Source organism: Streptomyces sp. Q6, from assembly GCF_036967205.1.
Classification (GTDB): domain Bacteria; phylum Actinomycetota; class Actinomycetes; order Streptomycetales; family Streptomycetaceae; genus Streptomyces; species Streptomyces citrinus.
Map to the genome: position 1 here is coordinate 7,316,404 of NZ_CP146022.1, position 26,641 is coordinate 7,343,044.

Here is a 26,641-nt window from a genome sequence, read left to right on the forward strand (position 1 = left end):
TGGTAGCAGTAGAGTTGACGTGGTAGCTTCGCCCGAAGTTCCGACGGGTGGGACCGACGCACGGGGGATGGTCGGTGGATACAGGCGCGGCACACGGGCCGCGGGGCGTCCCGGTGCGCCTCGTGACGCTCCTCGCGAAAGAACTGATCGCACTGGGATGCATTCGCGATGCCGGTCAGCGTTCCCTGTTCATCGAGCTCGTCGCCTCGGAGACGGGTCTCGAAGTGAGCGAGCGCGGCCTCGAACCGCGCGCCGAGATGGTCGCCCTGCTGAACAAGGTCCTGCCGCACGAGCGCGGCCTGCCCGCGCTGAAGGGCGCGGTCGAGGCCCTCGCGTCGCCGGAGGCGGCCGAGAGCCTGGCCCGCATCGCCGTGCGCGAGGCGCGCGGTGTGGAGACCCGGGGCACTCCGTCGTTGCAGCCGGTGCTCAGCGTCAAAGTCGCCCGCCAGGCACGCGAGTTACTGGCCTCGGGCAGCCCCGTTCCGCGCGCCGCGCTGCACACCGCGCTCGCCCGGGAACTACGCATCGAACTGCCCGACTGCGACGACGCCGTGGACTTCTTCGACCATCTGCTGGAGCAGAACGCGCAGTACGACGGGCTGCCCCCGGTGGTCGTCCTCGTCGAGGTGGCCGCCGACCTCGGCGCCGCCCGCGCCCCGGAACTGCGCGCCTGGTCGGACGGTTGGGCCGAGGACGCCGGACACGAGGCGACCCTGGCCGAGCGCCGGGAGCGGATCTCCGGGCGGGCCGCGGTCGACCCGACCGTGCCACGCGCCCTCGTCGTCATGATCGACCCGGCGGACGACAGCTCGGACCGGGTCTTCGTACGGCACTGGGTGAACGCGGCGGCGGGCATCTGGCAGCCGATCGCCCTCGGCGTGGAGTCCGCCACGCTCGACACCCTCGCCGCCGTCGTCGACCGGGCGCTGCGCCACGGCGAGGCCCAGTGGGCGCACCGCCCGGACGACGGACCCGTGCACATCGAATTCGTCCTGCCGCACGCCCTGTTGAACCACGACATGGCCCGCCTGGAGATCGACAGCGACACCGCGCCGCTCCCGGTCAGCCTGCGCTACTACGTGCATCTGCGCAGCCTCGACCGGATGCGCGCCCGCGACCCGGCCCAGCTGCGCCGCTGGCGGGCCCGCTGGGGCACCTTCCAGTCGGCGACCGCCGCCGAGGCCTACCGGTGGAGCGCCCAGGGGCCGCTCGACCTCGGCCGCTGGCGCGCCCGCCTCGCCGCGCGGCCGGAGAAGACCGCCGTGATCCTCCAGCACCCCGCCGTGCGCGAGCAGGGCCTTGAGGCGCTGGCCGCCGCGCTCGCCGAGGGCGTCGGCCTCGCCGCCTGGGACCGGCGCGAGAACATGCCGGGCTCCGTCGAGGTGCTCCAGCTCATCCTCGGCACGTCCCCCACCCAGCTGCCGGCCAAAGTCCACCAATTGCGCACACAGGCGGAGACGGACGATGTGGGACCGCTCCTGGTGGGCAGACATATCGCGTTCCTGTGGGACGACCCCAACCGCCTGGTCGACTGTGAGGAGATGCCGGCATGACGGAGCAGTACGGTGCCGCCGGGGCGCCGCCCGCCTGGCGTGTGTTCCGGGCCGCCGGTGACCGGGCCCCGGTCGGCCAGGGACCCCGGTTGCCCGACCCGCCGCAGTGGCGCCGCTTCGCCGGCGGCCCGCCGATCCCCCTGCCCGATCTCGACGACACCCGGGCCGCAGAGCGCCGCCTGGGCGAGGCCCAGGACCTGGTGCAGCTGCGCGACGAGGAGATCGACGTCGTGAACGCGGCGATCCTGCTGCGCCGCCCGCTCCTGGTGACCGGGCCGCCCGGTGTGGGCAAGTCCACCCTCGCGTACCTCATCGCCCAGGAACTGGGCCTCGGCCGCGTCCTCCAGTGGGGCATCGTCTCGCGCAGCAGGCTGTCCGGCGGACTCTATTCGTACGACGCGATCGGCCGCGCCCAGGCCGTCGCCGCCTGGCGGGCGGGCGCCGACCCCGGCCAGGACGGTGAACTGCCGCCGCGGATGGGTGACTTCCTCACCCTCGGGCCGCTGGGCACCGCGCTCCTCCCGTATGAACAGCCCCGTGTCCTGCTCATCGACGAACTCGACAAGTGCGATGTCGACCTGCCCCACGACCTGCTGCACGTGATGGAGAACGGGTCCTACGAGATCCCGGAACTGATGCGCAGCGCCGAACCCGAGGCGAGCGTGTTCACCGACGACCCGGGGGTGCGGACCACGGTGCGCCACGGCCGGATCGAGTGCCGCGCGTTCCCGATCGTCGTGATCACCAGCAACGGCGAACGCGAGTTCCCGCTGCCGCTGCGCCGCCGCTGCCTCCCGCTGGAGCTGCGGCTGCCCTCGCGCGAACAGCTCGTCGCGATCGTGTCGAGCCATCTGCGCGGCAGCGAGGACGTCGTGGGCCCCCTGCTCGACCAGTTCGAGCGCCGGGTGAAGGACGGAGGAACCCACTCGGTCGACCAACTCCTCAACGCCGTCCAGCTGGTGACCTCGCGTGGTTTTCAGCACGACACCCACGGGCGTAAGCTCGTCGAGATGCTGCTGCGCGACCTCGCGAAAGGCCGCTGATGACCGGCTTGCCCAGGGAGCGTGCACCCGACCCGAGCGACGGCGGACACGGCGAGGCCACCGGGCACGACGAACCGGACTGGCGCGATCTCGCGGACTCCGCCTGGCTCGCGGCCGCGTGGCTCGCCTCAGGACGGCGCGACCCCGCGGAATCGCATCGGACGGAAGCGGATCATCCGGATGGCCCGGCGGAGCGGGACGAGATCCCGCCGCCGCGCTCCGCACCCGTTCGACCTCCCACCCCGCCCTCATCCCTGCCCGGGTCCCGGGCCACACCGTCCGCCCCCGACGCGGACGAGGAGTCGCACGACATCCGTATGCCCCTGTTCAAGTCCGCCCCCGAAGGCGCGGGCGCCGAATCCGTCTTCCAGCTGCCCCCGCTCCCGCCGCCCGACCCGCCGCGACCCCTGCGGCTCGCCCGTGCCCTGCGCGTACTCGGCCGCCGGGTGCCCTCGCGCACCCTGAACCTCCTCGACGAGGAGCGCACCGCCGAGCACGGCCTCAGCGACGGGTTGTGGATCCCGTACCTGCGACCGGAGCGGGAACCCACGTTCGACCTGGTGTTCCTCGTCGACGACACCCTCACCATGCGGGCCTGGCGCGGCACCGTCCGCCGTATCGCCGAGGAGGCCACGCAGAGCGGTGCGTTCCGTGACGTCCGTACCGTGCGCGTCTGCGTCCCCGCCACAGGACCCGCCGTCCTGCGCTGGCCCGGCGGCCGCACCGGCGACCCGCGGGAACTGCTCGACGGCAGCGGCAGGCGGCTCTGCCTCGTGGTCACCGACGGACTCGGCGCGGGCTGGGCCACCGCCGGCGCCGACACCCTGCTCACCCGGCTGGCGGGCGGCGGACCGACCGCCGTCGTCCACCTGTTACCGCCCTATCTGCGCCACCGCTCCTCGCTGTACCCGTTCCGCGCGCAGCTCGGCGCGGCCGGATTCGGCGCGCTCAACCGGCAGTTGACCTGCCGGCCACCGCACCCGCTCGCCGACCCGCTGCCCGAACCGGACGACGGCGGCGTCCCGGTGCCCGTGCTCAGCGCGCACCCCGCCTCGTTCGCGGCCTGGGCCGACCTCGTCACCGGCGAACCCGGCGTCCGGCGCACCCTGCCCGTCGTGCTCGCCGGCGGCCTCGCCAAGGGCGCCCCCGCGCCCGGACTGCGCACCCCGAGGATCGACGGCCCGCGCGCCGCGGCTGCCGTCGTCGCCCGCTTCCTCGGCCTGGCCAGCCCGATCGCCCGGCACCTCGCGCTGCTGCTCGCCGTGATCCCGCTCGACTTCGACCTCATCGAGGAGCTGCGCGAGCGCGCCGTCCCCGAAGCGGGCCCCGACCACGTCGCCGAGGTCATGATGGGCGGCCTCATCGACTGGGACCACGACGGCGGCGGCAGCCCCGAGTTCGCGGACGGCGTCCGCGAGGCGCTGCTCGCCACCGGGAACCGCAGCCAGCTGGCCCACGCCGTCGACCTGCTGGCCGACCTGCGCGCGGGCCAGGGCGCGGCCGCCCCGCTGCGAGCCGCCGTACGCGACCCCGAGCGCACGGCGCTGCCGGACCCCGAGACCTCGGGCCGCCCCTGGCTCCGCGTCGAACTGGCCGTGCTGCGGGCCCTGTCCGGGCCGCACGCCCGGCGCGCCGCGCGGATCATGGCGGGCATCACCTCCGGCGCACCCGTCGCGAACGGGGGTGGTCCGGGGGCGCACAGAGATAACGGTGCGCCTGGTGGGGAAGGGCTGGTTGCGGACAGCACCACCGAACCAGGAGACGATGTGCCGCCGACGGCGAGGCCTGAGACAACCGAACACACTGATGCTGGGAAGGCTGACACGACCATGGACCTCAAGGCTCCCGAACACCGCTTCGTCCGGAGCGGTCAGCCGAAGATCATGGGAAATGTGCCGCCCAAGAACCCCAACTTCACGGGGCGCGAGATCCTCCTGGAAGCGGTCGAGGAACAACTGCGGCAGAAGGAGACCGCCGCCGTCCTGCCGCACGCGCTGCACGGCATGGGCGGCGTCGGCAAGTCACAGATCGCGATCGAGTACGTGTACCGGCACAGCGCCGAGTACAACGTGATCTGGTGGGTCCCCTCGGAGCGCGAGTCCCTGATCCTCGCCTCCCTCGCCGAACTCGCCGGCGTCCTCGGCCTCAACACCGGCCCGCAGGCCAACACCGCGGTGCCCGCCGTCCAGGAGGCGCTGCGCACCGGGAAGCCGCACGACAACTGGCTGCTGATCTTCGACAACGCGGAGGACATCGACGCGGTCCGCGCCTACTTCCCCAGCGGCGGCCCCGGGAAGATCATCGTCACTTCGCGCAACCGCGACTGGGAGCGGGTCGCCACGCCGCTCAGCGTCGACGTCTTCGACCGGTCCGAGTCCATCGCCCTGCTCCAGCGGCGCGCGCCCGATCTGAGCGACCAGGACGCCGACCAGCTCGCGGAGGCCCTCGGCGACCTCCCGCTCGCCATCGAGCAGGCCGGAGCCTGGCACGCCGCCACCGGCATGCCCGTGGCCGAGCACCTCGAACTCCTCGCCCAGCGCCGCCTCGAGATCCTGGACCTGGACCCGAACCCGGACTACCCGGTGCCGGTCGCCGCGGCCTGGAACCTCTCCCTGGACCGCCTCGCGGAGGAGCACCCGGCGGCCCGTCAACTCCTGGAGATCTGCGCCCTGATGGCGCCCGAGCCGATCCCGCTGAGCCTGCTGCGCGGCGGCCGGAACGTGGTGATCAGCCCCGAACTCGACCCCGTCCTGCGCGACCCGGTGCTGCTCGCCCGCGCCACCCGTGAACTCAGCAAGTTCTCGCTGATCCGCCTCGACCACAAACGCGGCACGCTCCAGATGCACCGTCTGATGCAGAACGTGCTGGCGACCGGCCTCGACGAGGCCGCGGAGGCCACGATGCGCAAGGCCGCCCACCAGCTCCTCGCCACCGCCAAGCCCGGCGAGGGCGCAGCGCCCGAACTCTGGCCCACCTACCAGGCGTTGCTGCCGCACGTACAGGCGTCGGGGGCGGTGCGCAGCTCGGACCCCTGGGTCCGCGACTTCGTCTACGACGTGGTGTTCTTCCTCTACTTCTGGGGAGCCCACGACACCTCGATGAGCATGGCCAGGGAGGCCTGGACGGCCTGGCAGGCCCAGTCGGGCGACGACGACATCCTGGTGATCAGGATGGCGAAGTTCCTGGCGTTCATGCTGCGCAAGTTCGGCAGCCCGGCAGAGGCGATGCGGCTCAACGAGACGGCCCTGGAGCGCTCCCGGGCCGGGCACGTCCCGGACGAGGAGCTCATCGGCTCCATGTGGCAGATGGCCATGGCCCAGCGTTATCAGGGCGACTTCGAGGCCGCCCGCGGACTCGACGAGGAGGCGCTGGCGATGGCCCGGCGACTCTTCGGCCCGGACGACCCGCAGACCCTGGAGGCCGCGCACAACTACGGCGTCACCCTGCGCTGCTGCGGAGCGTTCGGCGAGGCGCGCGCCGTCGACGAGGAGACGGCCCGCCAGTTCGACCTGCTCTACGGGCCCACGAACGGACTGACGCTCAACTCGCTCAACGGCCTGGCGATCGACATCCGCGAGTCCGGCGACTACCGCGGTGCCCACCTCCTCCAGGAATCCACCTACGAGACGTACGTGACGAACTTCGGACCCGACAACGCCGCCACGATCAAGGCCGCCCGCGACCTCGCCGTGTGCCGCCGCCGTGCCGGAGCCGTCGCCGCGGCGCGCGAGCTGACCGAGGACACCCTGGTCCGCTTCACCGAGCGCTACGGAACGCAGTACGAGGACACCCTGGCCACACAGATGAACGCGGTGGTCGACCGTCGGCTCAGCGGCGACCTGGCGCTCTCGCGCGAACTGGGCGAGAAGAACGTGACGCGCTACCGCACCGTGTTCGGCGAGAGCCACGCGAGCACGCTGAGCGCCCTGGTCAACCTGGCCGCGACGCTGCGCGCCCTGGGTGAGATCACCGCCGCCGAGCAGCACGACGTCGAGGCCGTCGAGCAGTTCACGGCGACCGTCGGGGAGCGGCACCCCTTCACCCTCACCGCGCGTCTCGGCCGAGCCAACGACCACTACGCGCGCCTCGGGTTCGCGGCGGCCCGTGCCGTCGACGAGGCCGTGCTGCCGCTGCTGACGGACGTGTTGGGTCCGGAGCATCCCCTGACCCTGTCCTGCACCGCCAACCTGGGCCTGGACCTGCGCGGCCTCGGCGAGACGGCCGAGGCGGACCGGCTCCACGCGCAGGCGGTCGAGGGCCTCACCCGGGTCCTGGGCGTCGAACACCCCTGGCGGATGGCGGCCCAACTGCACCAGCGCATCGAGGTGGACATCGCCCCGCTGCCGATGTGACAGCGGGGTGAGCACAGGCGTCGCGGGCGACCGGCCGTAGCCGGGCCCCGCGGCGCACAGGGGCAGGGCGGGATTCGGGACCGGCACGGGGGCTGAACGCATTGACCACGGTTGTCTTCATTCACGGTACGGGCGTCAGAGAGCCACGCTTCACGCACCTGCGCACCCGGGTCACCACGGGCATCGACGAGGTCGCGCCGCACGCGCGCGTCGTCCCCTACTACTGGGGCGAGGCGCACGGAGCCACGCTCGCGGCCGGTGGAGCGAGCGTGCCGGAAGGGCCCGGCGGCACCGGTCGTGGCCTCGACGACGGCGACGAGGACGAGACGGAGCGGTGGGCACTCCGGTACGCGGACCCGGAGGCGGAACTGGCGCTGGCCGCGGTCGGCGCGGGGGCCACCGTCACGGCCCCCGGGTCGGCGTTCCCCGACGAACGGCCGCGCCGCCTGTTGCTGCGACTGGGCGACATCGCGCCGGAGTTGGGACCCGGTCTCACCGCGTGCGCGACAGCTCTCGCCCGTTCCCCGCTCCTGCCGCCCGCCGCCTCGGCCCTGGACGCCGACGAACTCGCCCGGGTGCTCGCCCGCGCCCTCGCCGCCGGCGTCATCGGCGCCGCCCTGGCGAGCGACGCGCCCGTCCTGTGCACGGGAGACGCGCGGGACGCGGCCGTCGACCGTATCGCCGAGGCACTCGGTGCCACACCCGCGGGCGCCGACCGCGGACTGATCCTGCGCGCCCTCAAGCGGCCCGCGCTCAGGGCCGGCTCACGGATCGCGGTACGGCGCCGCCGGGCGCTCACCGACGCCGCGCACCCCGCCGCGGGCGACATCCTGCGCTACCTGGCGCGCGGCGACGGCGTACGCCACGGCCTGCGCGAGCTGATCGCCGCGCAGCGGCCCCCGATCGTGCTCCTCGGCCACAGCCTGGGCGGCATCATCGCCCTCGACACCCTGATCCAGGGCCCGCAGCCGGGCGTCGAACTCCTCGTCACGGTCGGCTCCCAGGGACCCTTCCTGTACGAGACGGGCGCCCTGCCCTCCCTCGACCATCCGGCGGAGCTGCCCGCGCACGTCCCCGCCTGGCTGAACCTCTACGACGTCCGCGACCTGCTCGGCTACCGCGGCGCCCCGCTCTTCCCCGGCCGGGTCACCGACATCGCGACCGACAGCCGGCAGCCGTTCCCCGTCGCGCACAGCGCCTACTGGGACGACCCGGCCGTCTACCGCGCCATCGCGGACCAGCTCCCGTGAGGCACCCGGAGATCGACCCCGCTCGCGTGACGGCGCTCGTCGTCGGCATCGAACGCTACCGGGCCGGCGACACCTGGCGGCTGCCCGGACCCGCCCACGACGCCCTGCGCTTCCACACCTGGCTGCGCGAGCGCGGCGTGCCCGAGCGCAACATCCTGCTGCACCTCGCGCCCGTCGACGACGAGCGGCCGTGGCCCGCGCACGAACCCGCCGACCACGCCACGCTGCGCGACGCACTCGTGCGCGAACTCCCCGCACGCCAGGGGGACTTCCTGTGGGTGTGGTGGGGCGGCCACGGAGTCCTCGACCAGGACGAGCGGATCCGTCTCTACTGTTCCGACGCCACCGCCGACGACCGACGCAATCTGGACCTGGAGTCCGCCCGCAGACGCCTGTCCAGCGACTCCCTCACCGGATTCGGGCGGCAGACCTGGGTCGTCGACGCCTGCCAGACCTTCGACGAGCGGCACGGCTTCCCGCACTCCCTGCCCACCGAGCACCTCCCCGCGGGCGGCCGTACCGACGTGCACGAGCAGGCTCTGCTGCTGGCCGCGACGCGCGGGCAGCGCGCCGTCAACGACCCGGAGCGACGCACCGGACTCTTCTCCGACCTCGTCCTCACCTCGCTCGCCCGGACCGGCGGCGGCGCGGCACCCGACCCGGTGCCGCTCTTCGCCGACGTGCGCGACCTGGTCGAGAAGGAGTGGAGTTCGGGACGCACCGAGCAGCTGCCGACACTGATCCTCAACCGGCCGGGACACGCGGAGACGGTGCGGCCGCGCCCCGTACGGGCCGCAGGCCGCGGCACCCTCGCGGCGCTCACCCGCGTCGTCGAGGCGCTCCTCGCCTATCCGCTGGCCCACAGCCTCGACGAGCGCCAGACCCTGGTGCTGCTGCTCGACCCGAGGCTGACCGCCCACATGCGGCGCAACCCCGCTCCACGCCCCGACCTGGTCGCCGTCGTGCGCGCCCACGGCACCCGGAGCGACGATCTGTGGACCTTGTACGAGGCGGTCACCTCGCTCGACGACGACCCGGGCAGAGCCGCCGAACTCCGCGACGCGATCGAGGGGTTGGCGGCCGACTGACCACCGCGCACCCGACGGGAATCGGCCAACAGGACGTTCCCGATCTTCGGCCGGGTCTGCGGGTTCCGGGACCGGGCAAGCTTCGTCATGATGGATACAGGACGGCGGCGGCATCGCGTGCCGTCGTAGGTGAAGGGGGAGCACACCTTGAAAGAGCCGGTACGCGCCGACCGTCCGGCGGACCATGTGGAGTCGGACCTGGTGGACCTCACCGCGGTCAGCATCGTAGAACTCCGCCGGGACCCGGCCCTCGCCCCCAACCGCAGACTCCTCGACGACACCCGCCGCCCCCGCAGCAACGCGATAGGGAGCGGCAACCCCCAGGGCCGGGCCGAGTAGCACGTGACGACACCGTCCGTGACCGGGCCCGGCGCACGGGCCGGCTCCGGTCACCCCGCGCTGCGCATGCCGGGAGCACTCTTCGACGAACTGGCCACCGGAGGCGGCTCCGAGCAGGCCGTGGCCTTCCTGGCCAGAGGTGAACGGACCCGACGTCTGCTCCTGCTGCGCGAGCTGCTCGACCGGCTCGACGAACTCCCGGGCCTTCTGGGCCCGTTGGGGGACAGTGCCGATGCGTGGGCCGCGGTCGAGGAGGCGGCGCGGCGGGCACCGGCCGCGGTGGACGCCCTGCTCATGAGCCCGCAGTGCGGAGCGTGGATCGCGCACGCGCTGCGCCGGCTGCACGGCGCAGCGTCCGGGCCGCCGCTGTGGGCGGACGTCGGACACCTCGTGTGCGTCGCGCTCGCCGCCTGCGTACGGAGCGGCGTCGATGCCGATCTGACGGTCCCCGCGCGGCACGGAGCGGTGAGCCTGCCCACGCTCGGACTCCTCCAACTTCCCCGGACCGCGCAGGAGTTCACCGCTGTGCGGGTCGCCGTACGCGCGGGACGGGTGGCGGCGGGGACGGTCGCGGTCCGCCCGCTCGCCGATGCCGAATCGCCGGTGTGGCATCGGCTGCGCGCCCTGGGGGGCGACGCCGTCCACCTCGACGACCTCGACCCCTACCGCGACCTCGACGAACCCGTCGCCCCCTCCAGGCTGCCCGCCGAGGAGGTCGCCCACTGGGAGCGGGCGCTGGACGAGGCGTACGCCATCCTGCGCCGACCCGGGCGGGCGGGCGGTGTCGGGACGATCCGGCCCGGCGACATCACCCGTATCGTCCCCTGGGGTGTCGAGGACCGTGCCGGAGCGCGGCTGAGCGCCTCCACCGCGGACGCCTTCGGCTCCATGCTGGTGTCCCGTCCGCAGACCGGACTCGACCTCGCCGAGTCCCTCGTCCACGAGTTCCAGCACAGCAAACTCGGCGCGCTCCTCCATCTGTTCCCGCTGCTCGACGACGACCGGGCCGAGCGGTACTACGCGCCGTGGCGGGCCGACCCGCGCCATCTGTCCGGCCTGCTGCACGGCGCCTACGCGTTCACCGGGGTCACCGGTTTCTGGCGGGCCCGCATCGGGGACCGCCGGGCCGATCCGGAGAACACGGCACCCTTCCATTTCGCGCTGCGCCGCCTGCAGACCCGCCTCGTGGTGCGCACGCTCGCCACCCGCGGCGACCTCACCCCGGCGGGCAGCCGCCTGGTGACCGGTCTCGCGGCGACGCTCGACGGCTGGCTGCGCGAGCCCGTGGACCCCGACGCGGGAGCCCGTGCGCGGGCGGCGGCCGTCAGCCACCGGGTCGAATGGCGGCTGCGGAACCTGCGCTGCGCGGCGGCCGAGCGCGCGGACCTGGACCGGGCCTGGCGGGAGGGCGCGGAAGCGCCCGTGGCCCGGCACGAGCCCGTCATCGTCCCGGGGGCGTCCGCCGTGCACTGGTCGGACGCGCGGGGCGGCCTGTATCTCGCGCCGCGGCCGGGGCCCGGCGCCGACGCGTGCCTCGTGGCGGGGACCCGGAGCGGGCGCGCGCCCTGTACGCGGAGCGTCTGCGGCAGGCGCCCGGCGACGCGCACGCCCTGGCGGGGCGGATGCTGGCCGAAGCGGGGGCGCGGCCGGGGCTGCGGCGGCTGCTCGCCCGGCCCGAGCGGGTCGCCGCGGCGTGGGCCGCGGCCGGGGTGGAGCCCGGGGACGCGGCGGGCACCGGCCGGGTGATGGGGTGGCTCTGCGGCGAAGGCCAACGGGCGTGAGGAGGACGGGAGTCGGTTGTCGGCCACCCGGCACGGAGACGGCATCCTGTCAGTACTCTGTGGGGGACGACTCGCCGTCCTCACCCTATCGAAGCGCTTCGACGGACTCCTGGACAGGTGCCCGTCACCCCCCATAGGGTCGGGATGTTGCACGGTCATAGACACCCCGCCGGCGTCGAACCGCTTCGCCTCGGCGCCCTCGTCCCGGCTCAGGAGAACGACATGGTCACGCTCGCAGAGGTCGCCCGGCACGCGGGAGTCTCCGCCAGCACCGTGAGTTACGTCCTCAGCGGCAAGCGGTCCATCTCCGCGGCCACCCGTGAGCGCGTCGAGAGCAGCGTCCGCCAGCTCGGCTACCACCCGAACGCGGGCGCGCGGGCCCTGGCCAGCAGCAAGTCGAACATCATCGCGCTGATGGTGCCGCTCCGCACCGACATGTACATGCCGGTGATGATGGAGATAGCGATGGCCGTCGCCACCGCCGCCCGCACCCACGGCTACGACATCCTGCTCCTCACCGGCGAGGAGGGCGCCCAGGCCGTACGCCGCATCGAGGGCAGCGCGCTCGCCGACGCCGTGATCGTGATGGACGTCGAGCTGGACGACGAGCGGCTGCCGCTGCTGCGCTCCGCGAGCCGCCCCGCCGTGCTGATCGGTCTGCCGGCCGACACCACCGGGCTCACCTGCGTGGACCTCGACTTCGCCGCCGCGGGCGCCCTGTGCGCCCAGCACCTCGCCGACCTCGGACACCGGGAGATCGCCGTCATCGGCGAGGCCGCCGCCGTCTACGAGCGGCGCACCGGGTTCGCCGAGCGGACCCTGACCGGCCTGCGCGAGCGCAGCAACGAACTGGGACTGCGCCTGCTGCACCGGCCGTGCGAAGGCTCGTACGCCTCCGTCTCGGCAACGTTGTCGAGGATCTTCGACGAGCGGCCGGGCACCACCGCCTTCGTCGTCCAGAACGAGGCGGCGACCGACCCGCTGCTCGCCCTGCTGCGCCAGTCCGGGCGCGCGGTCCCCGAGGACATCTCCGTCGTCGCGGTCTGCCCCGACCAGGTCGCGGCCCACGCGTCGGTGCCGCTCACCTCGGTCGCCGTGCCCGCGCAGGAGATGGGGCGGCGCGCGGTCGAGCAGGTCATCGCGCAGATCGAGGGCCGGGGCTCGGACGAGGAAGTCGTGCTGCTCAAGCCGGAGTTGACCCTGCGCGACAGCGCGGCCCAGGCCCCCGCCGGGGTCTGAGCCGCGCCCTCTTCGGCGTCGTACCGCGTCAGCTGCTGGAGACGCCGAAGCTGTTCGTCCTGAAGTCCAGGCCGCCGGACGACGAGGTGATCTCGTAGCCGAACTGGACGTCACCGATCGTCTCGTCGCCCCACCAGCCCTTGGTGTCCTTGATCCACTTCAGGATCGGCAGGATGTTCACCGTGCCGGACGTGGAGTCCGAGGTGCGCAGGAACGAATAGACCTCGTTGGCGCCGTTGTCGCCCTTGTAGACGGTCCACGTGTGCCCGCCGAGTGTGAGGTTTCCCTGCGAGGTGCCGAGCGGGCCGACCGCTCCGTTGTAGTTGACCCAGAGCATGACCTCGTGGTCGTAGTCGCTGTCCCAGATGTCGTACGACGTGTTGTACGCGCCCGACGACGGCACCGTCACGTTGTAGCTGCTGGTGAGGGAGGACAGCGAGCTCAGCGGCTTGTTCACGACCTTCTTCGCGTTCGGGTACGACTTGATGCCGCCCGTGTTCGGGTGGTTCGCCCAGACGCCCCAGTTCGACGAGGAGTTGGCCCAGATCGACTGGGAGCCCGCGCCCGAACCCCAGATGTTGTTGTAGAGCGTGTAGCCGTCCGATGTCGTGTAGTTGCCCCACTGGTCGGACGAGGACCAGATGAGCGCCTCGGCGGGCGAGGCGGTCAGGGCGATCACCGCTCCGGCCGCCAGGGCGGAGCCGAGGAGCGTGCGGCGGGGGATCGAGCGTCGTGCGGTGGCTGCCATGGTGTCCCTTTCCATGGTCGGTCTCGCTCGGGTGGGGGGAACTACCGCGTCCTCAAGTTGAGTTCGCGGTCCTCGCCGGCGGTCAGGCGCAGGTGCCCGTCACCGCCGTCCGGGGTCTTGAGGCCGATGTCCGCGTCACGGTCGGGGCGGACCAGGGCCGTGCAGGTCGCGCCGCTCCAGGTGAGGTCGACGCGGGCGCCGAACCGTGTGCGCAGACCGCGTACCTCGCCGCGCCGCCAGGCGGCGGGCAGCGCGGGCAGCAGCACGAGGCGTTCGGGCGTTGACTGGAGCAGCGCCTCGGTGAGCACGGCGGGCAGGGTGTGCGCCGCGTCGGCGTTGTACACGTCGCGCGCCGGGTAGTGCGCGCTCATCAGCGAGGGGTGGAAGTAGTCGCCGGTCAGGACCTGCCGCAGCGCGTCCGCCACCCGAGGGGCGTCGCGCAGCCGGGCCGCTATCAGGGCGTGGTGCAGATGGCCGTGCGCGGAGTGGTTCTCGGCGCCGCGCAGCTCCAGCGCGCGGTGGGCGGCCTTCGCCAGCTCCGGGGTGTCGTACGGGGTGATGTCGTGGTGCGGCCACACCGGGTAGAGATGGCTGAGGTGCCGGTGGTCGTAGGCGTCGTCGAGGCCCGGCCACGCCCACTCGGCGAGGGCCCCGTCGGCGTTGATCCGGTAGTCGGGCAGCCGCTCGGCGAGCGCCGTCCAGCGCTCCGCGTCCGGGCCCGGGTGCCAGGCGGCGGCGGTGCGCAGCGCGTGCCGGGCGGCGGCGATGTCCATCGTGGCGTTGAGCGTGCCCCAGCTCGCGTTCGCGGGCCGGTTCTCCGGCGAGTACGACGGCACGATCACGATGCGCCCGTCGGGTCCGGTCCGGGTGAGGAAGTCCTCGTAGAACAGGGCGACGTCGGCGAGGGCGGCGGCCAGCCAGGCGGGCCGTTCCCCGCTCGTCTCGGCCTGCTCCACCAGCGGCGTGAGCAGCCAGTCGGCGCCCGCCGTCCACAGGTGCATCGGCCACCGCCGCTGGAAGTGGAACGCGTGCCCGGACTCGCCGTCGGTGTGCGCGGGCGCGACGACGCCCCGCGTACCGAAGACGCTCCGCGCGTTGTCCCGCCAGTGCGCCAACTGGCCCTGGACCAGAGCGCTCTGGGCCTCGGTGACCTCGGGCAGTGCGCAGGCCGGGGCCGATGCCGTCTGGAGGTTGAGGTTGGCGTCGGTGGTGAACGCGCCCGACCAGGCCGTGTCCCACTCGCCGGTCCACAGTCCCGTGAGCCGGGGCGGCAGCGCACCCGACGCGCTGAGGAGGTGATAGCGCCCCGCCGCGAACAGGCGCTCCAGGAGGGCTTGACCGTCGGTCCTGCCGAGCAGTTCGCTCCCCGGCAGACCGCGTTCACCGCGCGGCGCGTCCAGGGTGAGCGACACCCGCTCGTACGCGGGACGGTGCAGCGCCTCGTGCCGGGCGAGCAGGGCCGTGTACGTGTCCTCGGCCGGGTCGTCCCCGTCGATGAACTCCGCGAGCGCGGCGGCCTCGGCGACCGCGTCGAGCTCGCCGAGGTGCCGGCGCACGCGAGTGAGCAGCAGCAGCCCCTGCGCGCCGTCGACCCGCAGCCCGCAGGCGCCCACCGACGTCCGGCCGCCGCGCACGACGGCGAGGGTGGTGCCCGTGTACGCCAGATCGCTGTCCGGGTAGCGGCAGCGCAGCGTCAACTGGGCCCCGTACGGGGTGAGAACGACCCCGCGCCCGACGCCGAGCCCGCCCGGCACCCCGGCGAGCCGGGGGTCGGGGAACACCTCGCCGTCGAGTCCCTGACCGGTGACGTACTGCACCACGACGTCGTCCGCCCGCGACACGAACACCCGCCCGCGCCACCCGCCGCACCACGCCTGGGCCACGCCCGTCGCGAAGTCGACGGCGCGCCGGTAGCCGCGCCACACCACGGTGTCGCGCACGAACCGGACCTGGAACGCCGGATGGAACGCCTGGACCCAGCGCAGCGGCCGCCCGTCCGTGAACGACTCGGCCGCGTCCGTCTCGCCGGCCAGCAACCGGTCCTGGAGGTCGGCCAGCCGGGAGGCCAGGGCGGGGGGACGCGGCCGCGGTTCCCCGTCGGGGCGGACCAGCGAGTGATGGGTGACGACCACCCGGTCGTCGTACGGGTCGCCGAACGCGAGGGCGCCGTGCCGGCCGTTGCCGCTCAGAAAGGCGTCCTCCCAGCGGGCGGCCGGACTCGTCTCCCAGGTGCCGTGCGGATGTTCAGGCAGCACCGCGACCTCGCGTCTGCCGGGCGAGCGCCACCACGCCGAACCGGCCCAGGGGGACGGATCCGGTGTGCAGGTCACCGGTCAGCACGTCCCGGTACGGTCCGTCGCCCGGCAGCTCGACCGTCACCTCGCCGCGCCCGTGGTGCAGCAGGAACAGCAGCTCGCCACGGCGTACGGCCTCCACCCCTGCGGGGAGGCCGGACAGCGGAGGCCGTACGCCCGCCTCGGCGGCCGCGCCCGCGAGCAGCGAGCGCAGGGCCAGAGGATCGGGGAGGGTGGACAGGTACCAGGCGCGGCCGCGGCGCAGCACGGCGGGCAGCCCGTCGAGCTCCCCGCCCCGATAGGCGGCCACTACGTCGGCGTCGTCGGCGGCCGTCAGCTCCTCCGACCACAGTGTCCCGCCGAACTCCCCGCACTCCACCCGCTCTTCGGCGTCAAGGGGCCACCACTCGTGCAGCGTGCGGATGCCGAACACCTCACGCAGGCGTACGTCCATGCCGCCGTCCCGCACCCGGTCGTCCTCGTCGGCGACGCCCGTGAAGAACCCGGCCACGAGCGTCCCGCCGCCGCGCACGTACGCCACGAGGTTCTCGATCGCCGCGTCGTCCAGCAGGTACGACTGCGGTACCACGACCACCTTGTAGCCGCTCAGGTCGTGCGCGGGATGCGCGAAGTCGACGGTGAGGTGCGCCTCCCACAGGGCGCGGTGCCAGGCCCGTACGACGTCCTCGTACACGACCCGCGTCGAGGGCCGGGCGTCCTGGCCGCCCGCCCACCAGGAGTTCCAGTCGTGCAGCACGGCGACATCGGCCACCAGGTGAGTGCCCGTCACGTCCGGACCCAGCGCGGCGAGTTCGGCGCCGACGCGCTTCACCTCGGCGAACGTCCGCCCCTCCTCGCCCGCGTGGCCGAGCATCCCCGAGTGGAACTTCTCGGCGCCCTGCCGCGACTGCCGCCACTGGAAGTAGCAGACGGCGTCCGCGCCGCGCGCCACGGACTGGAGCGACCACAGGCGGTTGAGCCCGACCGGCTTCGGATGGTTCACGCCGCGCCAGTTCACCGGGCCCGCCGCCTGCTCCATCACCATCCACGGGCCGCGCGCCTGACTTCGCGTCATATCGGCGATCATCGCGTTGTACTGCCCGCCCAGCGGGTCCCGCGGATCCGGATAGACGTCGACCGAGACGACGTCCTCCCGCTCCGCCCACGCCCAGCCGTCCTGCCCGGTCCAGAACGCCATGAAGTTGGTCGTCACCGGGATGTCGGCGGGGGAGTGGCGGCGCACCAGGTCGCGCTCGGCGACGAAGCACTCCATGAGCGCGTCCGAGGTGAACCGCCGGAAGTCGAGGACCTGGGTGGGGTTGCGCAGGTACTGCGCGCGGCGCGGCGGGATCACGTCCTCCCACGTCTCGACGTGCTGGCTCCAGAAGGCGGTGCCCCAGGCCTCGTTGAGGGCGTCCAGCGTGCCGTACCGCGCGCGCAGCCAGTCGCGGAAGGCGCGCGCCGCCTCGTCGCCGTGGTCGACCGTGCAGTACTCGTTGTTGATGTGCCACATCCGCAGCGCAGGATGCCGCCCGTACCGCTTCGCCAGATCCTCGGTGATCGCGGCGGCGTAGCGGCGGTACGCGCTGGAGGAGTGCGCGAACTGCTGGCGCGAGCCCCACCACACCGTGCGCCCGTCCTCGTCACGCGGCAGTGTCTCCGGGTGCAGCCGCCCCAGCCACGGCGGCGGGGAGGCGGTCGGTGTCGCGAGCACCACCCCGATGCCGTGCGCGTGCATCAGGTCCATCAGCCGGTCGAGCCACCCGAACTCCCGCGCCCCCGGGCGTGGTTCGAGCTTCGCCCAGGAGAAGACGCCCAGGGTGACCGAGGTGACGCCGGCCTCTTTCATCAGGCGTACGTCGTCGGCCCACACCTCCTCGGGCCACTGCTCGGGGTTGTAGTCGCCGCCGAAGAGGAGGCGGCCGTCGCGGGCGATCATGATCTGCGGCTCCGGGAGGTTCGAGGGTGGTGGTGCGCGCCGTCAGCCCTTGACGGCGCCGGTGAGCATGCCCTTCTTGAAGTGGCGCTGGACGAAGGGGGAGGCGAGGGCCACGGGGACCAGGGCGAGGACCATCATGGCCATCTGCAGTCCCAGGGCGGAGAGTTCACCCGCGTTGACCCGCTGGCTCAGGCCCGTCGGGAGCGCGGTGTTCTTCTGCACGAGCTGCATCAGCACGTTCTGCAACGGCAGCTTCGCCGGGTCGTCGATGTAGATCATGGCGTTGAACCAGGCGCTCCAGTAGGCCACCGCGTAGAACAGCGAGATGACGGCGATCACCGCGCGGGACAGCGGCACGATGATCGTCCACAGGATCCGCAGTTCGCCGGCGCCGTCGATCCGCGCGCTGTCCGTCAGCTCCGGCGAGATGCCCATGAAGAACCCGCGCAGCACCAGGATGTTGAAGACGCTCACCGCGCTCGGCAGGATCAGCGCCAGGTACGAGTCGGTCAGGCCGAGCGTCTGCACCAGGAGGTACGTCGGGATGAGCCCGGCGCTGAAGAACATCGTCGTCATCAGGCCCATGAGCAGCGCCCGGTGCGCGAACGACCCGGGCCGCGACAGCCCGTAGGCGGCGAGGACCGACACCGCCATGGAGAACAGCGTGCCGACCGTGGTCACGCCGAGCGAGACCAGCATCGCCCTGCTGACCTGGCCGCCGCTGAGCAGCTCCGTGTAGTTGACGAGGGTGAAGCCCTCGGGCCACACCACCAGACCGCCCACGGAATCGATGACGTGCCGGGGCGACAGGCTCGTGACGATCACCACCCACAACGGGCCGAGCACCGCCAGACAGCACAGGGCGAGGATCAGACCCTTGGCGCCGAGGCCCGCCTTCGTGGGCGGCTCCTCCCACACCGGGCGCTCGGGGCCCTGCCACACCGAGCGCGGACGCGTCCCGGAGCGGGGTCGTTCGACCGTGGCACTCACTTCTTGTACACCCCCTGCTCGCCGAGAAGATGCGCGAACTTGTTGGCGAGCAGGACGAGACACACCCCGACCACACCCTTGACCAGGCCGACCGCGGCCGCGTAACTGAAGTCGCCGTTCTGGATGCCGGTGCTCCACACATAGGTGTCGAGCACTTCGGACGCACCCACTCCCACGGCCTTGCGTTGCAGCAGGATCTGCTCGAAGCCCACGGTCAGCGCGTCGCCGACCCGCAGGACGAGCAGCAGGGCGATCACCGGGCGCAGCGCGGGCAGCGTCACGTGCCACATGCGGCGCCACCGGTTCGCGCCGTCCATCGCCGCCGCCTCGTACAGCTCGGGGCTGACGGAGGCGAGCGCCGCGAGGAAGACGATGACGCCCCAGCCGGCGTCCTTCCAGACCATCTGCGCCGTCAGCAGGTACTTGAAGATCCCGGAGTTCGTCATCAGGTCGAACCCGTCGACCCCGTGGTCCTGGAGGATCTGCGCGATGAGACCGGCGCCGCCGAACATCTGCTGGAAGACGGTGACGACGAGCACCCACGAGAAGAAGTGCGGCAGATACATGATCGCCTGCGACAGGGCTCGCACCCGGGGCCTGACCACGCTGTTGATGAGCAGCGCGAGCGCGATCGGGATCGGGAAGAACAGGAGCAGCTGGATCACGAAGAGCAGCAGCGTGTTCCGCAAGGCGTTCCAGAAGTCGGAATCCTCGATCATCCGCTGGAACTGTTCGAGCCCCACCATCGGCGAGTGCAGGATCGCGGTGACACCGTTGGTGGAGACGTACGGGTTGTAGTCCTGGAACGCGACGACGTTGCCGAGCAGCGGAAGGTAGTTGAAGAGCAGCAGCAGCCCGATCGCGGGCAGCGTCATCAGGATGAGCCCGCGGTCGCGGCGCAGCCGCAGCCGCCAGGTGACGCCGCCGGCCGGTCGTGCCTTCTTGCGTGTGCTGCGCGCCCGGCCCGGGACGGCCTTCTCGGAAGCGGTCCGGGGCGGTCGCTCGGCCTGGAGAGCCATCAGGACGCGCTGCCGTTCTCGTCGAGGAGCTTCTTGTACCAGTCGCGGAGCTTGTCGCCGCCCTGCGACTTCCAGTCGCTGATCGCCTGCTGGACGTCGCCGAGCTTCTTGTTGCCGCGGACGAAGTCGTTCTCCAGCTCCTCGAACTTGTCCTCCAGCGTGGCGTACCGGGAGGGCTCGATGATCGTCATTCCGTAGAACGGCGTCTTCTTGACGAACGCCCCCATGCGCTGCTGCCACTCGATCATGCCCCGGGTGACGTCGGGCAGATCGGGATAGGCGAAGAACGGCGCGGGTCCGCCCAGCATCTGCCAGGAGTTGAGCGCCTGGGCGTTGCCCTTCTCGGTCTTCTTCGGGACGCCGTCGGTGATCGTGAAGTGGACGCCCTCCTTGCCGTAGTAGGCGAGCATGTGCTCCTTCGTGCCCACGGGCGCGGCGGAGTAGTTCGCCGCGGCCAGGACGTTGCGCACGACCTCCTTGGACGCGTCCTTGCGGACGAACGCCCAGACGTTGGCGGGCGTGCCCGCGTACAGGGTCGGGTCGCCGCCCTCGGCGCCGAAGATGTCCATGGCGGCCATCTCGAAGTCGGGGTAGGTCTTGCTGCCCTGCATCTCGGCGGTCTTGCCGTACCAGTAGGCGATGTCGCCGTTGCACATCATGACCTTGCCGCTGGTGAAGCGGAGGAAGCCGTCGCCGGTCTGCGCCTTCGCGTCCGGGTGCACGACGCCCGCCGCGAACAGCTTGCGGGTCCACTCCAGGGCCTCGAGGTACTCGTCCGTCTCCAGGCGCTTGACGAGCTTGTCGCCCTCCAGCTTCCAGCCGAGTGCCTTCTCGCTGCCGCCGAGCGAACCGAAGAAGTTGAAGGCCGACCACTTCATGTCGTCGCAGCCGTAGACCCCCGCCTTCTTGTCCGTCATCTCCTTGGCGAGGTCGAAGAACTCCTGCGCGGACGTGGGTACGGAGTAGCCCTTCTTCTCGAACAGGTCCTTGCGGTAGAAGGGCGCGATGTTCGGCAGGTACGAGTACGGGTACGGGATGCCCCGCAGCTTCCCGCCGAAGATGCCCCGCCGCCAGGCGTCCGTCGGCATCGCCGCCAGGTTCGGGTACGCCTTGGCCTTGTCCCCGGCCAGGTACGGGCCGAGGTCCATCATCTTGGCGACCAGCGCGGAGGGGATCTTCCCGGACAGCTCCCAGCCGGGGACGATCATCACGTCCGGCAGCGAGCTGGAGGCGAGCACGGCGCCGATCTTCTCGCCGTAGGTGTTGCCGTCCTGGTTCTTCCAGGTGACCTTGACGCCGGACGCCTCATTGAGCGCGGTGTAGTACGCGCAGTCGGTCTTCGGTGGCGGACCCCAGAACGGGGCCATGATCGTCACCTCGGCGCCGGTGCCGAGCTTCTTCGGCACGGACGTGGCGAGCTTGTCCAGGTCGACCTTGGCCGTGTAGCCGGCGCAGGAACCATTCTTCGACGCGATGTCGGGGGTGACGATGCTGCGCGCGGCGAAGGTCGGCAGCAACTTCTCCGCGGACTTCCCCGACGTCGTCCCCTCGCCCGAGTCGGTGCTCCCGCCGCAGGCGGCGAGCAGGGGCATTCCCCCGGCCACGGCCGCGGCGGCCACGGCGGTGGAGGCGAGGAAGCTTCTGCGGCTGGGGGCGGAAGCGGAGGGCGAGTTCGGCGTCATTGCGGTAACCCTTCGGGGACTTCGCGTCGCGCAAATGTCGAAGCGCTTCGATGTTGCAGCGAGGTTAAGGGAGCGCTCCCACGCCCACAAGACTGGTGCACGGATTTCCTGAACGACCTTTCTCCGCTGCCTACTTGACACCTGACAACCCCACTACCGAGCATCGAAGCGCTTCGAAAACCTTCCGATCTCCATCGCCAAGGGACCCGTACGTGACCGAAAGACACCCGTTCCGCCCCGACACCGCAGCGGCCGTGGACAAGCGCGTCGACGACCTTCTGGCCCAGCTCACGCTCGACGAACGCATCGCGCTCCTGCACCAGTTCACCCCGGGCGTGGACCGGGTCGGCCTCGCCGCCTTCCGCACCGGACAGGAGGCGCTGCACGGCGTCGCGTGGCTGGGCAGGGCCACCGTGTTCCCGCAGGCGGTGGGCCTCGGCGCCACCTGGAACGAGGACCTGGTGCGCCGCGTCGCGGACGCCGTCTCCGCCGAGGTCCGCGCGATGCGCGAACGCGACGACCGCGTCGGCCTCAACGTCTGGGCGCCCGTGGTCAACCTGCTCCGCAACCCCCTGTGGGGCCGCAACGAGGAGGGCTACTCCGAGGACCCGCACCTCACCGCCGCGATCGCCACCGCCTACACCCGCGGCCTGCGCGGCGACCACCCCACGTACTGGCGCACCGCCCCCGTCCTCAAGCACTGGCTCGCCCACAACAACGAGACGGCCCGGGACACGTCGAACTCCTCCGTGCGCCCACGCGTCCTGCACGAGTACGACCTCAAGGCGTTCCGCGGCCCGGTCGAGGCGGGCGCCGTGGCCGGTGTCATGCCCGCCTACAACCTGGTCAACGGCCGCCCCAACCACGTATCGCCCTACCTGCGCGAGCAGTTGAGGACGTGGACGGACCAGGAGCTGCTCGTCTGCTCGGACGCGGGCGCGCCCAGCAACCTCGTCGACTCCGAGCACTACTTCGCCACCCACGAGGAGGCCACCGCCGCAGCGATCGTCGCGGGCGTCGACAGCTTCACCGACCACGGCACCGACTCCTCGGTCATCACCGGCCGCGTCCGGCGGGCTGTCGACCGGGGGCTGCTCACCGAGTCCGACATCGACACCGCGGTGCGCCGCCAGCTCGACGTGCGGGCGCGGCTCGGCGAGTTCGAGGACTTCGCGGGGGCGGACCCCTTCGAGGACGTCCGTGCCTTCGACACCGAGGAGCACCGCGCCCTCGCCCAGGAGGCCGCCGAGCAGGCGATCGTGCTGCTCAGGAACGACGGTCTGCTGCCGCTCGCCGACGACGCCCGGATCGCCGTGGTCGGCCTGCTCGCCGACGAGTGCAAGACCGACTGGTACAGCGGCACCCTGATCCGCCGCTCGACCCCGCTCGACGGGCTGCGGGAGCGGTTCGGGAACGTGGCCTTCGCCGAGGGCGTGGACCGCGTCCGACTGCGCTGCGCGCAGGGGCAGTTGCGCGTCCCCGACGCCCCCGCCGGGGACGTGGTGAGCGAGGGCGACGGCTCCGCCCTCGACCCGGCCCTGCTCGCCGGCCGCACCGACCTGCCGCCGCTCACCGTCTCCCCGGACGCCGGCAGCGAACTCGCCCTCGTGGACTGGGGGAACGGGGTCCTCACCCTGCGCGCGCCCGACGGCCGCTACCTGTCCGTGGCCGAGGACGGTTACGTACGGGCGTCCGCGGAGCAGCCCGGCGGCTGGATCGTGCGGGAGACGTTCACCCTGGAGCCCCAGGGCGGCGCTGCGGGCATCGAGCACGGGCACAGTGGTGGTCACCTCCTCAGGCACACGGGGACGGGCCGGTATGTCGTGGTCGCCGCCGACGGCGTGAAGGTTGCCGACGAGGGCACGGAATTCCTCGTCGACGTCGTGGAGCGCGGTGAGGACGCCGTCGCGCGGGCGGCGGCCGACGCGGACGTGGTGATCGTCGTCGCGGGCAACGACCCGCACATCAACGGCCGCGAGACCGAGGACCGCACGACCCTCGAACTCCCGCCCCACCAGGACCGGTTGTGGCGCGCCGCCCGCGCCGCCAACCCGAACACCGCGCTCGCCCTCGTCTCCGCCTACCCGTACGCCGTCCCCGACGCGGACGCCGCCCTGCCCGCGCTGCTGTGGACCGCCCACGGCGGACAGGCCGCGGGCCGCGCCCTGGCGCGGGTCCTCGCCGGTGACGTCAGCCCCGCCGGACGCCTCCCGCAGACCTGGTACGCCGCCGACACCGACCTGGCCGACCTGCTCGACTACGACGTCATCGGCTCCCGGCAGACGTACCTCTACTTCGAGGGCGAGGCGCTCTACCCGTTCGGACACGGCCTCGCCTACAGCGACTTCACGTACGACGGACTGTTCCTGCGGCACGCGCGGGACACGCTGGAGGTCACCTTCACCGTCACCAACACCGGCGGGCGCACCGCCGACGAGGTGCCGCAGCTCTACGTCCGGCCGGTCGGCATGCCCGTGCCGCGTCCGCGCCGCCAGCTCGTCGCCCACCGGCGGGCGACGCTCGCGCCCGGCGCCGCCGAGCGGGTCACGTTCACCGTGCCGCTCGCCGACCTCGGCCACTGGGACGTCGCGCGCGAGCGGTGGAGCGTCACATCGGGGACGTACGAACTGCTCGTCGGCGCCTCCAGCGAGGACATCCGTCTCACCGGATCCCTCACGCTCGACGCCGACGAGCAGGCCGCCCGCCCGGTCCTCGCGCGGGGCCTGGAAGCGGTGGCGTACGACGAGCAGCGGGGCACCGAGATCGTCGACCGTACGAAGAGCGCCGGTGACGCGGTCACGCCGTGCGCCGACGCCCGAACAGGCTCCGGATCCGGCGAACTCCTCTACCGTGCCTGCGACTTCGGCCCCGACGGCGTGATCGGTGTACGGGCCGAGGTCGCGGGCGAGGGAGTCCTGGAGATCGGGGACGGGTGCACACTCGACGTACCGGCAACCGATGGCCCATACAGCTACGTCACACTGGACGCCGACTTCGCCGCCACGGGGGTGCGTGACCTGCGCGTCCGGCTGCGCGGTGCGCTCCGCATCGCCCGGCTCACCTTCATCACACGGGGGACCACCACATGAAGTTCACCGACGGTTTCTGGCTCATGCGCGAAGGGGTCCGTGCCGCGTACGCCACCGAGGTCCGCGAGGTGCGGGCCGGCGCGGACCGGTTCACCGCCCACGCCGCCGTGCGACATGTGCGCGACCGGGGTGACACCCTCAACACCCCGCTCATCACGGTCGATTGCTTCTCGCCCGCCGAAGGCGTCATCGGTGTCCGCTTCACCCACCACGCGGGCAAGAAGCACCGCGGACCCGACTTCGAACTCGCGGCGGCCGACCGTGCGGGCGGCGCGCGCGTCACCCGCGACGGCACGGTCACCGAACTCACCACCGGACCGCTGGGCGTCCGCCTCGACACCGCGGGGGAGTGGGGCCTGGAGTTCCACGACACCGCGACAGGCCGCCGCCTCACGGCTGTCGAGCGCAAGGGAACCGCCTTCGCCACCACCCCCGACGGCACGCACCACATGGTCGCCCAGCTCGCGCTCGGCGTCGGCGAGCACATCTACGGCCTCGGCGAACGCTTCACGCCGTTCGTCAAGAACGGCCAGACCGTCGACATCTGGCAGGCCGACGGAGGCACCAGCAGCGAACTCGCGTACAAGAACGTGCCGTTCCACCTCTCCTCGCGGGGCTACGGCGTCTTCGTCAACCACCCCGGCAAGGTCGCGTACGAGATCGGCTCGGAGTCCGTCGGGCAGCTCCAGTTCAGCGTCGAGGACCAGTCGGTCGAGTTCTACGTCGTCGCCGGGCCCGCTCCGAAGGACGTGCTGCGCCGCTACACGGCCCTCACCGGACGCCCGGCGCTCCCGCCGGCCTGGTCGTTCGGCCTGTGGCTGACGACGTCATTCTGCACGGAGTACGACGAGGACACCGTCACGTCGTTCGTCGACGGGATGGCCGAACGCGCCATCCCGCTCTCCGTGTTCCACTTCGACTGCTTCTGGATGCGCGAGTACCAGTGGTCGGACTTCGCCTGGGACCCGGACGTCTTCCCCGACCCGGCGGGCATGCTGCGCCGCCTCAAGGCGCGCGGACTGCGCATCAGCATGTGGATCAATCCCTACATCGCGCAGAAGTCCCAACTGTTCGCGGAGGGGCGGGAGTTGGGGCACCTGGTCCGCCGCCCCAACGGTGACGTGTGGCAGTGGGACCTGTGGCAGCCCGGCATGGCCCTGGTCGACTTCACCGACCCGGCCGCCCGCGAGTGGTACGCGGGCAAACTGCGCACCCTGCTCGACATGGGCGTCGACAGCTTCAAGACGGACTTCGGCGAACGGGTGCCGACGGACGTCGACTGGCACGACGGCTCCGACCCGGAGCGCATGCACAACTACTACACCCACCTGTACAACCGCACCGTCTTCGAACTGTTGGAGAAGGAGCGCGGCAGCGGCGAGGCCGTCGTCTTCGCGCGCTCCGCGACCGCGGGCGGCCAGCAGTTCCCCGTGCACTGGGGCGGCGACTGCTTCGCCTCGTTCACGGCCATGGCCGAGTCGCTGCGCGGCGGTCTGTCCCTGTCCCTGTCCGGGTTCGGTTTCTGGTCCCACGACATCGGCGGCTTCGAGGGAACCCCCGACCCGGCGGTCTTCAAACGCTGGCTCGCCTTCGGTCTGCTCTCCTCCCACAGCCGCCTGCACGGCAACGTCTCGTACCGGGTGCCGTGGGAGTTCGGCGAGGAAGCCGTCGACGTGGCCCGGCGGTTCACCCTCCTCAAGCACCGGCTGATGCCGTACCTGTACGGGGCCGCCGTGGAGGCGCACCGCGCGGGCGTCCCCGTGATGCGCCCGATGCTCCTCGACTTCCCCGGCGACCCGACGTGCCGCACCCTCGACCGCCAGTACATGCTCGGCCCCGACCTCCTGGTCGCCCCGGTCTTCACGGCCGAGGGGGACGTCGAGTACTACCTGCCGGAGGGCACCTGGACGCACCTGCTCACGGGCGAGCGGGCGCAGGGGCCGGCCTGGCGCCACGAGCGCCACGGCTTCGACAGCCTTCCCCTGTACGTGCGCGAAGGCGCGGTGCTGCCGCTCGGCGCGGACGACCAGCGCCCCGACGGCGACTGGCTCGACGGCCTGACCCTGCTGGTCGCTCCCGGCGCGCGGGACGTGACGGTGCCGGTGCCGGGGCTCGACGGGAACACCGCCGCCACCTACCGGGTGCGGCGCGGGGGCGAGGGCGATGCCGTGTCCGTCGAGGCGTCCTGCACGGAACTGCCTTACCACGTGCGGGAGTTGTAGCGTTCCGGACGCG

General features: G+C 72.3%; 16 protein-coding genes. 10 read left to right on the top strand and 6 right to left on the bottom strand.

The annotated features are described in order from the left end of the window. Positions 1–122 precede the first annotated feature (122 nt). The 8 genes from V2W30_RS33725 to V2W30_RS33760 all read left to right on the top strand — a co-directional run bounded on the left by V2W30_RS33725 (position 123) and on the right by V2W30_RS33760 (position 12,645). Positions 123–1,553 (top strand): effector-associated domain 2-containing protein, encoded by a 1,431-nt coding sequence (locus V2W30_RS33725; RefSeq protein ID WP_338702376.1) that lies wholly within the window; start codon positions 123–125, stop codon positions 1,551–1,553. Beyond that, entirely contained in the window at positions 1,550–2,596 is a 1,047-nt protein-coding gene (locus V2W30_RS33730) for a MoxR family ATPase (protein ID WP_338702377.1), read from the top strand. The genes V2W30_RS33725 and V2W30_RS33730 overlap by 4 nt, the downstream gene beginning before the upstream one ends. After that, entirely contained in the window at positions 2,596–6,948 is a 4,353-nt protein-coding gene (fxsT, locus tag V2W30_RS33735; protein ID WP_338702378.1) for an FxSxx-COOH system tetratricopeptide repeat protein, read from the top strand. The genes V2W30_RS33730 and fxsT overlap by 1 nt, the downstream gene beginning before the upstream one ends. A gap of 101 nt (positions 6,949–7,049) precedes the next feature. Next, positions 7,050–8,198 (top strand): hypothetical protein, encoded by a 1,149-nt coding sequence (locus tag V2W30_RS33740; protein WP_338702379.1) that lies wholly within the window; start codon positions 7,050–7,052, stop codon positions 8,196–8,198. Continuing rightward, positions 8,195–9,286 carry an effector-associated domain 2-containing protein gene (locus V2W30_RS33745; protein ID WP_338702380.1) on the top strand — a complete coding sequence of 364 codons (1,092 nt, stop codon included), beginning with the start codon at positions 8,195–8,197 and terminating at the stop codon, positions 9,284–9,286. The genes V2W30_RS33740 and V2W30_RS33745 overlap by 4 nt, the downstream gene beginning before the upstream one ends. 147 nt (positions 9,287–9,433) lie before the next feature. Continuing rightward, positions 9,434–9,625 carry an aldo/keto reductase gene (locus V2W30_RS33750; RefSeq protein ID WP_338702381.1) on the top strand — a complete coding sequence of 64 codons (192 nt, stop codon included), beginning with the start codon at positions 9,434–9,436 and terminating at the stop codon, positions 9,623–9,625. Positions 9,626–9,628: 3 nt separating this feature from the next. Continuing rightward, complete coding sequence (locus V2W30_RS33755) at positions 9,629–11,371, top strand: HEXXH motif domain-containing protein (protein WP_338702382.1); 1,743 nt, start codon at positions 9,629–9,631, stop codon at positions 11,369–11,371. 257 nt (positions 11,372–11,628) lie between these two features. Beyond that, positions 11,629–12,645 (top strand): LacI family DNA-binding transcriptional regulator, encoded by a 1,017-nt coding sequence (locus V2W30_RS33760; RefSeq protein ID WP_338702384.1) that lies wholly within the window; start codon positions 11,629–11,631, stop codon positions 12,643–12,645. Between the two features lie 28 nt (positions 12,646–12,673). Here the strand turns inward: V2W30_RS33760 and V2W30_RS33765 are convergent, their stop codons facing one another. Genes V2W30_RS33765 through V2W30_RS33790 form a run of 6 tightly spaced genes read right to left on the bottom strand, consistent with a single transcriptional unit; the run spans position 12,674 to position 21,317 of the window. Then, positions 12,674–13,393 (bottom strand): glycoside hydrolase family 12 protein, encoded by a 720-nt coding sequence (locus V2W30_RS33765; RefSeq protein ID WP_338702386.1) that lies wholly within the window; start codon positions 13,391–13,393, stop codon positions 12,674–12,676. Between the two features lie 41 nt (positions 13,394–13,434). Then, the gene (locus V2W30_RS33770; RefSeq protein ID WP_425244718.1) at positions 13,435–15,648 is read right to left on the bottom strand and encodes a glycosyl hydrolase family 95 catalytic domain-containing protein; all 2,214 of its coding nucleotides are present in this window, start codon (positions 15,646–15,648) and stop codon (positions 13,435–13,437) included. Then, complete coding sequence (locus tag V2W30_RS33775; RefSeq protein ID WP_338702387.1) at positions 15,638–17,626, bottom strand: beta-galactosidase; 1,989 nt, start codon at positions 17,624–17,626, stop codon at positions 15,638–15,640. Before V2W30_RS33775 ends, V2W30_RS33770 begins: the two co-directional genes overlap by 11 nt. Before the next feature lie 42 nt (positions 17,627–17,668). Further along, positions 17,669–18,616, bottom strand: a complete 948-nt coding sequence (locus tag V2W30_RS33780) for a carbohydrate ABC transporter permease (protein ID WP_338702388.1) — start codon at positions 18,614–18,616, stop codon at positions 17,669–17,671. Next, positions 18,613–19,635: an ABC transporter permease gene (locus V2W30_RS33785; RefSeq protein ID WP_338702389.1), complete on the bottom strand. Its 1,023-nt coding sequence runs from the start codon at positions 19,633–19,635 to the stop codon at positions 18,613–18,615. The genes V2W30_RS33780 and V2W30_RS33785 overlap by 4 nt, the downstream gene beginning before the upstream one ends. Then, positions 19,635–21,317: an extracellular solute-binding protein gene (locus V2W30_RS33790; protein WP_338702390.1), complete on the bottom strand. Its 1,683-nt coding sequence runs from the start codon at positions 21,315–21,317 to the stop codon at positions 19,635–19,637. The genes V2W30_RS33785 and V2W30_RS33790 overlap by 1 nt, the downstream gene beginning before the upstream one ends. Before the next feature lie 212 nt (positions 21,318–21,529). Between V2W30_RS33790 and V2W30_RS33795 the strand changes: the two genes are divergently transcribed. Beyond that, on the top strand, positions 21,530–24,406 hold the full coding sequence (locus V2W30_RS33795; RefSeq protein WP_338702391.1) for a glycoside hydrolase family 3 C-terminal domain-containing protein: 2,877 nt from the start codon (positions 21,530–21,532) through the stop codon (positions 24,404–24,406). Further along, on the top strand, positions 24,403–26,628 hold the full coding sequence (gene yicI / locus V2W30_RS33800) for an alpha-xylosidase (protein ID WP_338702392.1): 2,226 nt from the start codon (positions 24,403–24,405) through the stop codon (positions 26,626–26,628). Before V2W30_RS33795 ends, yicI begins: the two co-directional genes overlap by 4 nt. The last annotated feature ends 13 nt before the right edge of the window (positions 26,629–26,641 follow it).